Annotated in this window: 7 protein-coding genes, 1 tRNA gene and 2 pseudogenes; 4 read left to right on the forward strand and 6 right to left on the reverse strand. The window is 58.2% G+C overall.

Going from position 1 to position 14,323, the window contains the following annotated elements:
* Window positions 1-82: 82 nt before the first annotated feature.
* From EPZ47_RS30970 to EPZ47_RS24940, 4 genes and pseudogenes are all read right to left on the reverse strand, one after another.
* The gene (locus EPZ47_RS30970) at window positions 83-988 is read right to left on the reverse strand and encodes a methyl-accepting chemotaxis protein (RefSeq protein WP_406550191.1); all 906 of its coding nucleotides are present in this window, start codon (window positions 986-988) and stop codon (window positions 83-85) included.
* A pseudogene (locus EPZ47_RS30975) lies at window positions 983-2,245 on the reverse strand (methyl-accepting chemotaxis protein); the annotation flags it as partial. The gene EPZ47_RS30970 and the pseudogene EPZ47_RS30975, both read right to left, overlap by 6 nt.
* Window positions 2,246-2,800: 555 nt before the next feature.
* Window positions 2,801-3,862, reverse strand: a complete 1,062-nt coding sequence (locus tag EPZ47_RS24935) for an ankyrin repeat domain-containing protein (RefSeq protein ID WP_135847156.1) — start codon at window positions 3,860-3,862, stop codon at window positions 2,801-2,803.
* 79 nt (window positions 3,863-3,941) lie between these two features.
* A complete protein-coding gene (locus EPZ47_RS24940; RefSeq protein ID WP_135847157.1) occupies window positions 3,942-5,159 on the reverse strand; it encodes an MFS transporter in 1,218 nt (405 codons plus the stop codon).
* A gap of 330 nt (window positions 5,160-5,489) precedes the next feature.
* Here EPZ47_RS24940 and EPZ47_RS24945 point away from each other — a divergent pair, with 330 nt between their 5' ends.
* Both EPZ47_RS24945 and EPZ47_RS24950 read left to right on the forward strand, forming a co-directional pair.
* On the forward strand, window positions 5,490-7,547 hold the full coding sequence (locus EPZ47_RS24945; RefSeq protein WP_135847158.1) for a methyl-accepting chemotaxis protein: 2,058 nt from the start codon (window positions 5,490-5,492) through the stop codon (window positions 7,545-7,547).
* A gap of 103 nt (window positions 7,548-7,650) precedes the next feature.
* Window positions 7,651-7,727, forward strand: a tRNA-Met gene (locus EPZ47_RS24950).
* 151 nt (window positions 7,728-7,878) lie between these two features.
* On the opposite strand, the gene EPZ47_RS24955 is transcribed toward EPZ47_RS24950, so the two are convergent.
* Both EPZ47_RS24955 and EPZ47_RS24960 read right to left on the reverse strand, forming a co-directional pair.
* A complete protein-coding gene (locus EPZ47_RS24955) occupies window positions 7,879-10,281 on the reverse strand; it encodes a hybrid sensor histidine kinase/response regulator (RefSeq protein WP_135847159.1) in 2,403 nt (800 codons plus the stop codon).
* Entirely contained in the window at window positions 10,281-11,120 is an 840-nt protein-coding gene (locus EPZ47_RS24960; protein ID WP_135847160.1) for a response regulator transcription factor, read from the reverse strand. Before EPZ47_RS24960 ends, EPZ47_RS24955 begins: the two co-directional genes overlap by 1 nt.
* A gap of 227 nt (window positions 11,121-11,347) precedes the next feature.
* Between EPZ47_RS24960 and EPZ47_RS30980 the strand changes: the two are divergent.
* Window positions 11,348-11,511 (forward strand): annotated as a pseudogene (locus tag EPZ47_RS30980) (ISL3 family transposase); the annotation flags it as partial.
* Window positions 11,512-11,871: 360 nt separating this feature from the next.
* On the forward strand, window positions 11,872-14,244 hold the full coding sequence (locus EPZ47_RS24970; RefSeq protein ID WP_135847161.1) for an AGE family epimerase/isomerase: 2,373 nt from the start codon (window positions 11,872-11,874) through the stop codon (window positions 14,242-14,244).
* Window positions 14,245-14,323: the final 79 nt, after the last annotated feature.

A 14,323-nucleotide genomic window follows, 5' to 3' on the forward strand; every position in this document is an offset into this window, starting at 1 on the left:
GAAAAATCCCCGGCATCACTCGCGGATCCGGGGATTTGCGCAATCACGCTCCAGGCGGGCGCCTGAGCTGGCTGGAAAACAACTAAGCTCTTTTGACTTTGAAACGTCCCAGCACGCGCTGCATCAGCGAGGCTCGCTCCGAAAGGTCCTTGGCCGCCACCGCGCACTCTTGCGAGTTTGACTGGTTTTTCTGCGTCACTTCATCGATCTGCTCCAAGCCGATGCTGGCCTGCTGCAAGCCCGAAGCCTGCTCGCTGGAAGCTTGGTAAATCAGCGAAACCAGGTTGGAAACCGCGCTGGTTCCAGTGACGATGTTTTTCAGCGATTCGGCGGTCCGGCCGGCGATGATCATGCCGCGTTGCGTCTTGCTCGATGAGTCGGCGATCAAGGCCGCCGTCTGCTGGGCGGCCTCGGCGCTGCGGGCGGCCAAGCTGCGCACTTCGTCTGCGACCACGGCAAAACCACGCCCAAGCTCACCCGCCCGGGCGGCTTCGATGGCCGCGTTCAACGCCAACAGATTGGTTTGTGCGGCAATATTGTCGATGGTGGTGATGATCGCGGTGATGTCCTTGCCCGAGTTGTCGATTTCGGCCATGGCGGCAATCAGCTCGCTCATCAATTTATCGCTCTCCCCCGCATCGGCACGGGATGCCTGGGATTGCTCGTCGGCCTTCTTGGCGTTGGCGGCGTTGTCCCGGGTCTGCGCGGCCATTTGCGTCATCACCGCGCTGATTTCGGTAATGGACGACGCGGAATTCGACGCGCCATCGGACAATGACTGGCTCAGATCAGTGACCTGCGCCGAGCTGCCGGTAATCTGCGTGGCGCTGGTCTGCACCTCGGAAATCAGCTGGTTCAGGTTGCTGACCATCTTCTCCAGTGACTTGCCCAGGGTATCGTGGGGCGAAGACAAGCGGACCTCCAGGTCCAGGTCTCCTTCAGAAATGCGCTCGGCCACACGAACCTGTCGTTGCAGGCTTTCGGACATGTCGTTAAGAGCCGCAGACAATTGCCCGACTTCATCCTCGGATTTCTGCACCAGGCGACGAGAAAAATCGCCCAGGCTGATGTTGGCGGCCAAGGCCGCGGCCTCGCGAATCGGCCCGACGATTTTCGCGGCGGCATACCACAGGGCGGCCAGGGCCAACAGGGAAATGACCATCCCCACCGACACTTGCCAGATGCTGTTGCTGATACTGCGCGCCTGCAGTTCCTGCTCCAGGGCTATCGCCTGGCTCATGACCACGGCCTTGGGCAGACGGATCAACACCGCCCAGGGCTTGCCTGTGCGACCCAGCGTAATGGGCATCAGCACTTCAATATGCTGGGTTTGTGGATTGAGCAGGCCATTGCCACGACCGCTCTGGATGTCGCGCAGTACGTTTTCCCAGGACTCAGGCAACAACGCCTTGATGGGTTGGCCAATCAAGTCAGTACGCTGGCTGTCCGCAACCACCAGGCCCTGGTTGCTCAGGATCGTCACCGTGCCTTTGCCACCGTAGAGCTCGGCAGACATCTGCTCACTGAGCTTCTGGATAAAGGCAATATCGAAATCCGCCCCGACCACACCATAGAACTTGCCATTGGCGACGATCGGAACCGACAAAGTGGTCAGCCAGACGTTTTTACCCTGGACCACATAAGGAATGGGGTCCAGCACGCTTTCCTTCAGGGTATCGCGCGGGCCGCTGTACCAGCCGCCCTTAGGCACGCCGTTGGGGTGACGATCCGGGGAGTCGTACTCGACCAACGGCTGCACCGCGACATGGCCACCGGCGCTGCGGGTCCAATAAGGGGTGAAGCGCCCGGTCAGTGGATTATTGCCATCCTGGGCATTGCGAAACGCCTGATCCTGCCCGTCCAGCGCATCCGGTTCCCAGCAGGAATAGGTACCGTTGAAATCAGGGTTATCCTTGAGGACGCTGAGCAATACCGTATTGACCTGCTCCCGGCCCAATGCCAGGGGGCTTTGCGTGACTTTGCTGGCGGCAAAGGCATTGGCCATGGTGCGGGCCGCATCCAGGGCATTTTGCAACTTGGCCTGGATGGCGTTGGCCCGCGACTCGGCCAGGTTTTGAATTTCCCGGATCGTTGATTTTTCAACCAGTGCGCTGACCTCGGTCGCGACATATTGCTCATTGGCCCGAGCCGTGAAGAGCCCATATACAACCAGGCTGATGGATGAAACAAACAGGCATATGCCTGCCGTGACACAAATTCGTGCCTGCAATGATCTGAATTTCATATCGTCCCCTGCCTGATTCTTTTTGTTGCCAACGTTAAAGAGCGAAAGCCTCTAACTTTTGCACGACGCGGCGAATAACAATCAATCCGCGCTGTTTACGCGGCCCACGAGGCAATCGCCTTGAAAGGGCATGGCGGTACAGCTGCTTTATAAGTATTTGAAACGTGGTGGGTTGGGGCGTAAATCCAGCTCTATTCGCCTGGAAAGCAATAGAGGTATTCAAGTCAGGAACCGAAGGCCTTATGTGCCAGGACAATAAGGGCGATAGGTGGAAAGAATGTGAAAACCTGCTTTTCCAGTAACCACAGGGTCACCCTTGAATAATGCCGCAGAATCCATTCAGACCAATAACCACAACAGCAAATTAACACGCTCGGGTTTTATACAAAATCAAACTTAGGCGTTATACAAAACAGTACTTTAGTCGTAACTCACCAAAGACCCGACATGCGGATGAAAGTACCCGCGATTGATGTGTACACCGTGCGGAACCGAGAGGATCTGTGGCGCGCGCGAGGCATCACGCCAGGCTATTCCTGGGCAAGCGCCGTTGCACTATCGGCTGTAGGAGGGCATCGCCAATGGCACTGGCTGCGGATTGGCGATGACCCAGCGCACGGCCAACTCACAGAGGCGCTCGGTCTGCCCGGCGTTATCGTTACCCCCCCGCAGAATGGCAGCCAGCGCCCGCGCTTCAGCGAGCTCGGCCTCAGACAGAGGCACGGCGCTGCCCACGTGGCTAACCAGAGCCGCCAACATCGCTTTGAAATCCGCGTCCCAGTTGGCCGAGCCGTTGTGGTGAATCTCTCGGGAGATACGGCCACTGATGCGGATCACCTCACCCTGCACCGTCGCTGCGGCGCCAGAGGATGGCACCAGCAGCTCCCACAATTGCTGATGCTGATCAGGCCAGCCACTGGCCGTTACGACGATAGCGGCCTGACCGTCGTGAACCTTGCGGGAGGCAACGGGAGTGACGTCGAAAAGACGATAAAGATTGGCCAGGGCCGCGTCCGCTGCCTCGAGGTAGTCCGGGTTGAAGGAGGCCCGGTGAAACTCGAATTCACGGCCGATGCGCTGCACCTCAGCGAGCATGCCGTCATCGGGTTGCAGCCCTGCCGCCAGCAGAATCTGGGCGATTTTCGCAGTGGCCTCGATATCGGCATTGCGGCTAGTCGCCAGGGCAATATGCAGCACACCCTGTCCCTGCCGACTCTTGGCATCGACATTGGCGCCTCGACGGATCAGGGCTGCGATGGCCTCGGCTTTGTGACTGTTGGCCGCGGCATGCAGTGGTGTATAGCCCTGGTAATCCTGCGCCTCGATATCGGCTCCTAAATCCAGTAGCAGATCGACACCGCCAATCCAACTCGAACTGCGATGGTGCAGGGGCGTTCGTTGGTAAGTGTCACGGGCATTAATGTCGGCGCCCTGCTCCACCAGCCAGCGGGCCAGTTCGTCGGGGCAGGTGTAGAAGCCCAGCGCAGAGCTCTTGCTGTAACCGCCGGTGGCTTCAAGCTCGCATTCATCGAACACGGCGACCAGCTCGGCAAACGAAGCCTGCTCCAGCAACTGACCGAAATCCTTCGGCAGTGTCTTGCGTTTACGCTTACCCATGGCGAAGGTCACCGTTCTGATCCAAAGATTTTTCAGCCTAAAATTACATAGTCATTGGTCACGGCCATCTGAATGGAGATCAGACTTTTCTGGTCCTCGGCAAGAATATCGCCAACACCCCAAACAACGGCAGGAACGAGCACAACCAATACACGTACTCGATGCCACGGATGTCCGCCAGATGCCCCAGGAGCGCGGCGCCAATCCCGCCAAAACCGAACATCAACCCAAAGAATACGCCGGCGATCATCCCGACATTGCCCGGCACCAGTTCCTGGGCGTACACCACGATGGCCGAGAACGCCGAAGCCAGGATAAAGCCGATGACCACGCTGAGGATGCTGGTCCACAGCAGGTCAACGTGCGGCAGGATCAAGGTGAACGGCGCCACGCCAAGGATCGAGAACCAGATCACCGCCTTGCGCCCGATCCTGTCTCCAATGGGGCCGCCGAAGAAGGTTCCCGCCGCCACCGCACCGAGGAACAGGAACAGGTGCAACTGCGAAGACGCCACTGACAGGTCGAACTTTTCGATCAGGTAGAAGGTGAAGTAGCTGGTGAAACTGGCCATGTAGAAGTACTTGGAAAACACCAGCAGCCCCAGCACTACCAGCGCACTCAAGACCCGCCCTTTGGATAAACCGTGAGTAGCCGCCTGGCCTTGCTTGAGCTTGAACAGGTTCAGGTGGTTGGCGTACCAGCGGCTGATGCGGTACAGCACGAACAGCGCAAACAGTGCGAACAACCCGAACCAGGCCACATTGCCTTGCCCGTAGGGAATGATGATCGCGGCCGCCAGCAAAGGGCCGAAGGCAGAGCCGGCGTTCCCGCCGACCTGAAACGTCGACTGTGCCAGCCCATAACGGCCGCCCGAGGCCAGTCGTGCGACCCGCGAGGCTTCCGGGTGAAAGGTCGATGAGCCGATGCCGATCAGCGCGGCGGCCAACAGAATCAAAGGGAAGCTGCCGACCATGGACATCATCACGATACCGATCAGCGTGCACACTGTTCCGGCCGGCAGCAGCCAGGGCTTGGGATGCCGGTCGGTGTGATAGCCGACCCAGGGCTGCAGCAACGAAGCCGTCAGTTGGAAGGTCAGTGTGATCAAGCCGACCTGGGTGAACGTCAGGCCATAGCTTTCCTTGAGCATCGGATAGATCGACGGCAGCACCGCCTGGATCAGGTCGTTGATCAGGTGCGCCAGCGCCACGGCACCGATGATCCGCATGACCAAGGGACTGCTTTGCGCGGGGGCGGGAATAGACGGTGTGTCCGCCTGGGTATTGCTCAGAGCCATGGGAGTTTCCATACGACAGATGGGTGCACACGGGCAGGTGCGTCAATGTGCCATTTTTCGGTGCAGCACGGCTATCCCCTTAGCTTGCTATCGAACTAGAAAATTGTCGGAAACCAAGGTGATAGCGCAACGCCATGGTCTGAATCTTGCCTTGTTAATGGTCTATAACGCGGCCTCTTACAAAGGGGACCGAGAATGGGAAGTTTCGCTACAGAGCTGGCCTACCGAGCCGATTTGGACAAACTTTCGAGGCCTTTTAAAAGGGCACCTGTTTCTGCACTGTGTAGAAACGCACAAAAACAGTGCAAAGGTGTTCAGGGGAGTATGGGCATGCAGGCTTTTCTATCACCGGGCATCGGATTGCTGGGACGTTTCGGCTTCGCCCGTAAATTCCAGCTGTTGTTCCTGCTTTTCATCCTGCCGCTCATGGGCAGCCTATGGCTGATCGGCCAGGACTATCGCGACAAACTCAGCCTGATTTCCGGGGAGCGCGCCGGGGTACGCCAGTTGCTGGCCCTGGATAACCTGGACAACCTGCTCACTGCCCAGCGCAACCGTGCGGCCCGTTGGCGTGCCACCGAAACCAATCGACAACCGACGCCGGCAACCATTGCCGCAATGGCGGCTTTCGACGCAGTGCAACCGGCCCTCAACCAGGCCGCCAGCGACTTGGGCAGTACCCTGCAAGCCGAGGGCGCCGAAGCCGACACCCTCGCCCGCTATCAAACCCTGCAAACCAGCCTCAACGGCCTGGATTCGAAGAGCCTGGGCGCCGTGGGCTGGTGGCCAGACGGTTACGACCGTTTCACCACGGCCCTGAGCGCACTGCAAGCCTTGCGCGAGCAAATGGTCATGGACAACCGCCTGACCCTCGCCTCCTGGTTGGAGACGTATTTGCTGACGCAGATTTCCACCCAACAGACACCGGACCTGATTGAACGGGTTGGCCGCCTGGCCAGCGTCGGCCAAGCCTCCGTGGTGTCGGGCCAGTTCACTTTGCAGAGCCGTCTGCAACTGCGGGACCTGCGCAGCCGTATCGGGGACGCCCGGGACCAGTTGGTCAAAACCGGGGCATTGCTGGAAACACGCCTGCCCAGCGAGCTGCAAACCTGGGCCGGACAATTCCAAGGCAGCCTCAAGCACCTGGATGCGGGCCTGAAAGTACTGGATGACGGCGTGTTTGGCGGCTCCATCAATCTCAAGCCGGAAGACTTCGAGAAACACATGGATGCCCTCCTGGCCAACCTGGCCACCTTGCGACAACAGTCGCTGGTGGCATTGGACAGCCGACTGGACCACTACCACGGCTCGGCGATCCGTCAATTCACGCTGGTGGCAACAGTGCTTGGCTGCCTGTTACTGGCCGCACTGTACCTCTTCATCTGCCTGCAAGCGTCGATCCGCCGCAGTGCCAGCGGCATCACCCTGCTGGCCGAAGCCCTGCGTGACGGCAATCTCAGCTTACAAGTGCCGGTACAGGGGCGCGACGAACTGGCGGCCATCAGCACCGCCCTCAACGTCGCCGTGGTACAGCTGCGCAACAGCCTGCTGGGGGTGGACCACGAAACGTTGCAGTTGAGCAATGCCGTACGCACCCTTAACACTCACTCCAGCGGTGCCCTGGACGAAGTCGAAGCCCAGCAGATGCAGATCAGCCAGATTGCTGCCGCCGCGACACAACTGGCCGCCACGTCTCAAGGGGTGGCGAGAAGTTGTGAACAGGCTTCTGACAGCGCCCAACAGACCCGGCGCATCGCCACCGACAGCAGCCGCGACAGCCAACGCACCACGGCGAGCATCCAGCAGCTCAACCAGCGACTCAACGAAACCGCCGCCGCACTGGGTCGGGTCAGCGAGCAGGGGCAGCAGATCCAGCTGGTGGTCGATACCATCCGTGGCGTGGCCGAGCAGACCAACCTACTGGCCCTCAACGCCGCCATCGAAGCCGCTCGCGCCGGGGAACAGGGCCGTGGTTTCGCGGTGGTAGCCGATGAGGTGCGTAGCCTGTCGCAACGTACCCAGTCTTCCACGCAACAGATTGCCGGCACCGTCGACAGCCTGCGGGCCACGGTCAACGAAGCGGTCAGCCTGATGGAAGCCGCCTGCGGCCAGGCCCAGACCGACGCCCAAGCCGTCACCGGCCTTGGCGAACGCCTGGCAGAAATCGCCAGCGCCGTGCAAAGCGTCACCGACACCCTGGCGCAAATCGCTACCGCGGTGGATGAGCAAGCCAGCACGGCCGACGAGGTCAGCGGCAATATCCAGCAGGTCGATCAAGCGGCCATGCGCTTGCTCGATGGCGCACGGGCCGTGAACCAGGCGGCGGATACCCTGAGCAAGGGAAGCCAGGCCTTGAGTGCCAATACGGGGAGATTTCAACTCGGTTGAGGGGCATTTGCAGCGAGGATTGATAAGCGGTTGAAAGCGTAGAGAAATATTTCAGATTTACGCTTGACACATCTTCGTTACCGGCGAATAATGCGCGCCACTTGGCTACATAGCTCAGTTGGTTAGAGCATAGCATTCATAATGCTGGGGTCCGGGGTTCAAGTCCCTGTGTAGCCACCAAGTACTAAAAACGGCTTATCGAAAGATAAGCCGTTTTTTTATGCCTTGAGAAAAGCACTGTAGCTGGGATCCACCACACTCTCGCTGGGGAGCGGCCCCTTTTCGCGAGCGCTTCGCACTCCAGAGCAGCCTACAACCCAAACCGAGCCTGTTATTGCTCCAAGGCCATCGTTCGGCGCGCGGTCTCTGAGCTGGTCAGTGTCTTGACGCAAGCCAGCAATTCGCGGCTGTCAGCGGGCTTGAGCAATACCGCATCGAATACCAGGTCCGTCGGATGAGCGTTCGGGCGGCGTGCCGGGACCGCCGAATAAAGCATCACAGGCACATGCCGCCACCGGTCACGCACACGTCGCAGCAGCTCCCAACCGTCCATACCGGGCATCATCTGGTCGCTGATCAATAGATCGACCCGCTGCTCTCCCAGACATACCAAGGCATCTTCTCCGGTCGCCACCATGCTCACGTCAAAGCCATAACCGGCCAGCAGGTCGTACAGCCATTCACAGTTCTGCTCGATATCATCGACCAACAGGATATGTTTGCCCTGGCCATCAAAGGGGGCGACATTGTTATCGACGATGCCGCTCTCCAGGTCCTGTTCCCGAGCGTATTCCAACTGGAGACGAAAAGTGAATCGGCTGCCGCCCTGCTCTGTGGCCTGCGGTTCCAGCCGGCTGTTCATACGCTCCAGCAACTGAGTGACGATCGACAAACCCAGCCCGCTGCCTTCGTAGCGTTGCGCATTGCGTCCGCGGCGGAAGGGCAGAAGTAACTGTTCGACCTCCTCCGGATCAATGCCGATTCCTGTGTCGACCACGCTGAAACACAGCTCCACTGTTTCAGGGGCCGCTCCTGGGCAACAGGTCACTTCGAAGCGGATGTGTCCGTTACGGGTGAATTTCGCCGCGTTCGCCAAGAGGTTCATCAGTATCTGCCGAAGACGCTTGAAATCTGCCTGCACCAGTACCGGCAGATCATCCGACAGAACAACCTCAAAGGTGTTGTCCTGTCGCGATGCGAGAAAGCCCGCCTCGCCTTCGATCTCCTGCAAGAAGCCGTACAAATAACCTGGCGCGAGGGTTAACTGCATTTGCTCCAGTTCTCCATGGGAGAACTCCAGCATTTCGTCGATCAACTCCAGTTGCTGGCGAGCATTGCGCTCGATATTGGCCTGATATTCCCGGTTCGACCCTGTATGCAACAGGCGCGCGTAGTCAATGATGCGCACCAGCGGGGAACGCAGATCATGACTGATCCGAGCCATCAACCCGCTACGTGCCGCCAGCGACTCACGCAACTGCGCGGTGCGCAGTGCCACGGTACTTTCGAGGCGCTCATGCTCGGCTTGTCGTTGTAACTCCAGGTTGGACAGGGCGTGCCTTTCCCGGATTCGGCTCCGGCTGACCTCCATGATTAACGTACACACCAACAACGCCACGCCGGGCAAGGTGGACGATAAGTTGTATTTGTTTTCGGGCGACTGCCAGGGCAACTGCTCCTGCGGGAAAAAGTATCGAATAGCCAACTGCAGGAGCAGCAGCCCCGGGACCAGACAAGCCATCCAGTTGTAGGCTAGCCTTCTTCGCCACGCCATGAATAACGTAGGGAGCAGCGCCCCGTAGAAACTAAACAGGAACAGCTGTAAAAAATATGCTCCCTGAGCAGGATCGACCTTCAACCACCAAAGTCGGCCAAGCGCGTATCCCAACAGAGGCACGCAATATATCCAGCCAATGATTCTAGGCAGGCGAGAGACCTGTAACAGCACGCGCATGTAGGAAAGAAAAAGTGCGAACGTAACCACACTGGCGAACGTCAGTAACTCCCGCGACCAGCCGAGCGCCGCGGGCCAGAACACCAAATAGCCGTTCAAGATACAGGTCAGCAGGATATTGCCGAGTACCGCGGCCGCATTTATCACCAGCAGTCGAGAATGCAAAATCCAGCCAACGATGAGACCGAACGGGACGATCAACAAGACAATGCCGAGCGTCAGCCCATCGGTCAGATAGGTATGTTGCTGACTTCGAAGAAGCTCTCGCTCTGCCCAGAGTTGCGGGTCCAATAATAGCTGTGAGGTGCTGGTCACCCGGACCAACAGCATGACGGTCTCCCCCGCCGGCAGCGAGAGCTGGAACGCGGGCTGACGTGCCGCGGGCAGTGGCCATTCATCCAAGGGATAGGCGCTTCCCCCATGCGAACGACTCCAGCGCCCCGCTTTCCTTTGGTATACCTGGATATCTTCCAGGCGTGGGGCGCCAACAACCAGCAACCGCGAGCATGCCCTATTGCTCGAATTAGTCAGCTGCAGCCTCAACCAGAATGCGGACTGGGTGTAACCCTGTGTCGGCCAGTCAGTGGTCGCGACATTGAAACTCGCTACGGGAAGCTGCGTAACGTCTTCCAGGCTCAGCCTTGCTTGCGGGTCTTCGAAAATCTGCGTAGCGGAGATCAAATTCAGGTGATCCGCATGGCAGACCTCTACCGGAGCCGCCTGCAGGAGGCCGCTGACCAATAAGCCAATCATCAGCAACAGCGACTGTAGAAGCCGCATTATGTGCACTCAGCCAACTCTGCATCAGCCATGCCTTGGGCTTGCTGGCGGAACTGACTGGGCGTCATACCTAGTCGCTGTCCAAACGCAGTGGTGAAATTGCAGGCACTGCGGAAACCAACCAGCTCGGCGACATCCTGGACGCTCATGGAACTTTCGGCCAACAGCTCCTGACCGCGGCGCAATCGCGCATCGCGAATGTAGGAGAATACGGTCATGCCCAGATGCTCGCGGAATATACGAGAGAGGCGCTTCTCATGAGTGCCGACTTTTTGTGCAATCTTGGCCAGAGAGGGCATGTCGTCCAGTTGATTTCCAATCAGGCGCATCGCCGCCCGTAGAACGATCTCATCCCCTTGCAATGCGGGGTCTGTCAGGTCGCACGGGTTGGCCGGCTGTTCGCGCCAAGTCAACTGCAAATGGATGCGGATGCGCGCCAGCACCTCCTCGGGTTCGCAGGATTTCGATATGTAATCGACCCCGCCCAATGTCAGCCCTTCCAGACGCTCGACAGAACTGTTCGCCGAAGATAGAAAGAGGATGGGTATTTGCCGAGTCGACGGAGCCTCGCGCAGTAGTCGACACAGGCTGAAACCGTCCATCTGCGGCATAAGTACATCCAGAACTATTAAGTCCGGACGCAGTGCCAACGCCCGCTGATAGCCGTTGTAGGCATCGCTGGCCACCGAAAGGCGCCATGATTGTGTCTTTAGCAGAATGAGCGTCGCGCGGATATCTTCCGGGGCATCGTCGATAAGTAGGATATGCGGCATCTGGTTGGATGACGGAACCGCCCCCTCCACCATAGCCGCCGGTCTTTCGTATCGTCCGTCATCCATTAGCTACATTCTCTTAGTCTGTCATCAGCAGGGAAAGCAAAGATGTTGTGAGCCGTGGGCCCGGATGGCTGCGCCTATCCAGATCCTGGAAAATATCAGGCAACGCTGGATACCACGCCCCCGGGCCAAATGGCTCTGTATGGAATCCCGAGAACACAGAAAAAAAAACGCCGATTTGATTGATGAATGTTCGTGTGAACAAATCCATCTAACAAACCAGCGTCCCTGTGCGCGATATTAATACTTTCCTTCCTTTTTTGGGGAAGGTTTTTCTGCTGTCACGATCAAGACTGATGGCGATGCTCTGCAGATCGATCCGACTCCCCACGCCAGCCGATTTCCTTCTTGTAGCGGCGGCCGAAAATCCTGTTCCCCTCATGGGTATTGCGACAGCGAGTTCTTCTTCATGAAGATCAAGAGCCTATTTTTCGACAATCCGTGAAGATTTTTTTATTTTTTATCCCCTCCAGCAAAAGCACCAGCCGCTCTCACAAAGGTCCGGACTCATTTTAGCGGTGATAATTCGGGCCTCCTGACTTACTTCACAAACACCCACGATCTGAAGGGTAGCGCCGAGAGGCAGACAAGTAAGGGATATAACTTGTCCATGGTGGAAGCCAGGATGTGTGGTTTTCCGTAAACACTTGGCCCAGGCCCCGAAGATCAGACGGCTCGATACCTCGGGGCGAAAAAGACGGCAACTGTGATCCTGACTCCATCTCAACTAATTTGATTGCTGTTAAAAGTAAAAATGACCAAAAAAACAACGATCATAAGCTTTGTCATGAGTGGTGGGGTTGGCTCACGCCTGTGGCCTTTGTCGCGTGAAGATTTCCCCAAGCAGTTTCACAACCTGTCCGGCCAGGGCTCCATGCTCTTGCGGACAGTCAAACGTATGGGGGCACGAGGAGGCGATACCTCTGTTCCGGTTTATCTACTCACCTCAGAACGTCATGCGGACCGCATCAGCCGAGACCTTTGCGGTGTCGACCTGTCAGGCGGGCGAGCGATTTTCGAGCCGGTGGGACGCAACACCGCCGCCGCCATTGTGCTGGCAACAGAGATTACGCTGCGCGAGCATGGTGATGATCTGGTTCTCGTCGTGCCGTCCGATCATGAAATAACGACGGATCGCGGTTTCTGGGACACGGTGGAGGCTGGCACAGGTGCGGCCATGGCCGGTCGTATCGTTGTCTTCGGCGTCCAGCCGGACAGGCCAGAAACCGGTTATGGCTATATTGAGGTCGGCCCGCAGACCGGGAACACCCGTGACGTTATACGGTTCGTAGAAAAGCCCAATGAGGAAACTGCGACCCAGTACCTCGAATCGAAAAGTTTCCTCTGGAACTCCGGCATTTTTCTTTTCCGCGCCAGCACGATGCGCGATGCATTCCGCGCGCATGCGTCGACGATCTGGGAGGGAGCCGTGGCCGCGCTCGACAATGCGACAAGCAATGTCTTTGGCACCTATCTGCCGCATAACCTCTATGCAGATGTGGCGTCCATTTCCGTCGACTACGCCATTATGGAAAAATCCAAGGACATTGCGCTGGTTCCGGCACGCTTTCGCTGGAACGATCTCGGATCGTGGCAATCGCTCCTCGAAGTCAGCTCAACCGACGGCAACGGTAATGTGATTGTTGGCGATGTCATCGCCATCGATTGTGAGAACAGCTATTTGCACAGCAATGGCCGCCTGCTTTCCGCCATAGGCCTTCGTGATCTCGCTGTTGTGTCAACCTGCGATGCCACATTCGTCGCTCCTGTCGCCGAAAGTCAGAATGTTCGCAAGATCGTCGAACAGCTGGAGAAAACCGGCCGCCTTGAAACCAAGTTCACGCCAGCGCAGGACCGCCTGCCGCAGATTGGTGCCTATGAGAAGCGGGTTCGCCATTGGCTGTTCGAGGAGACATTGCCGCTCTGGTCGACAATCGGTGTTGACCGGCTCTACGGCGGTTTTCACGAGGCACTGACCTTTGATGCCACCCCCATCACCAGACCCAAACGGATGCGCACCACGGCGCGGCAGATCTACGCCTTCGCAGTGGCGCATGAAATGGGCTGGGATGGACCGGCCTATGATCTGATTGATCACGGCATACAGTTCATCACCACCAACGGCCGGACGGATCGTGGCGGCTGGATCAAGACCTTCAATCCTGATGGCACGGTTCTCGATGGCGCAGAAGATGCCTACGATCAGTCCTTCGTGCTTTTGGCATTGGCGCATGCCCATCGGGCAGGTCATCCGCAGGCGCTTGGTCTCGCCACGCAAACCTTTGCCTTCCTCGAACAGAATCTTGCCGACTCCAAACTGCGCGGTTTCCTGGGGGTGCCAGGGGATACTGGCTTGCGCCGATCCAACCCGCATATGCATCTACTGGAGTCGTTCCTTGCCTGGTACGACGTGACGGGAAACCGGGATTATCTGCAACAGGCCGCGCGGATTGTCGACCTCTTCCGGCAACACTTCTTCGATGCTGAAACATGGACACTCGGCGAGTATTTTACCGATGACTGGGAGCGCGCACCGGGCGAAAAAGGCGAGTGGACGGAGCCGGGACACCATTTTGAATGGGCCTATCTTCTATCCAATTTTGCCGCAGCATCCGGCCAGAAAGATGTGATCCGCCACGCGCGCAAACTGTATGCCTCGGCGATTGCCAACGGGCTGAACCGCACCACGGAACTCGCCTATGGCGCGGTTTCCCGCCATGGCCTGCCGCTTGACACCCTTTCGCGCAGCTGGCCCCAGAGCGAAGCTGTAAAGGCGGCTATCGCACTCGATGGCAATGGTGGACCAGACCTCAAGCCGGAAGTCGAGGCACGGGTGGGACGTCTATTCCGCTGGCATATCGAACAAGCCCCAAAGGGCCTGTGGATTGACGTGATCGATGAAAAAGGCAGGCCAAGGGCCAAAGATGTACCCGCCTCGATTTTCTATCATCTCGTCAGCGCCCTTACGCAATATCTCGATTACGTGGCAAGAACTCAACCCCGCCCGCTGAGACACGCCCCCCCTTTCGACGAGCACCTGATCAGGGCGGCTCCTGGGTCATCGCCAGCCGTAAAGCCCCTGGCTGCTCCCAGCGACCCACCAATCTCCCTCGTGGCGTGCCCCTGAGCTTGCGCCAGGGAAATCTGACAACTGAATAAACCGTTGGAAAGAGTCGCTCGCCATCCAAGGCCAGCAGTGGAGTGTT

This window comes from Pseudomonas viciae (genome assembly GCF_004786035.1).
GTDB classification, from domain to species: Bacteria; Pseudomonadota; Gammaproteobacteria; order Pseudomonadales; family Pseudomonadaceae; genus Aquipseudomonas; species Aquipseudomonas viciae.

What these genes read in the sequence shown, in the direction of transcription:
- EPZ47_RS24940 (WP_135847157.1), bottom strand. Translation starts at nt 5,159, where the DNA reads ATGGCTCTGAGCAATACCCAGGCGGACACACCGTCTATTCCCGCCCCC.
- EPZ47_RS24970 (WP_135847161.1), top strand. Translation starts at nt 11,872, where the DNA reads ATGACCAAAAAAACAACGATCATAAGCTTTGTCATGAGTGGTGGGGTT.
- EPZ47_RS30970 (WP_406550191.1), bottom strand. Translation starts at nt 988, where the DNA reads ATGTCCGAAAGCCTGCAACGACAGGTTCGTGTGGCCGAGCGCATTTCT.
- EPZ47_RS24955 (WP_135847159.1), bottom strand. Translation starts at nt 10,281, where the DNA reads ATGCGGCTTCTACAGTCGCTGTTGCTGATGATTGGCTTATTGGTCAGC.
- EPZ47_RS24960 (WP_135847160.1), bottom strand. Translation starts at nt 11,120, where the DNA reads ATGGATGACGGACGATACGAAAGACCGGCGGCTATGGTGGAGGGGGCG.
- EPZ47_RS24945 (WP_135847158.1), top strand. Translation starts at nt 5,490, where the DNA reads ATGCAGGCTTTTCTATCACCGGGCATCGGATTGCTGGGACGTTTCGGC.
- EPZ47_RS24935 (WP_135847156.1), bottom strand. Translation starts at nt 3,862, where the DNA reads ATGGGTAAGCGTAAACGCAAGACACTGCCGAAGGATTTCGGTCAGTTG.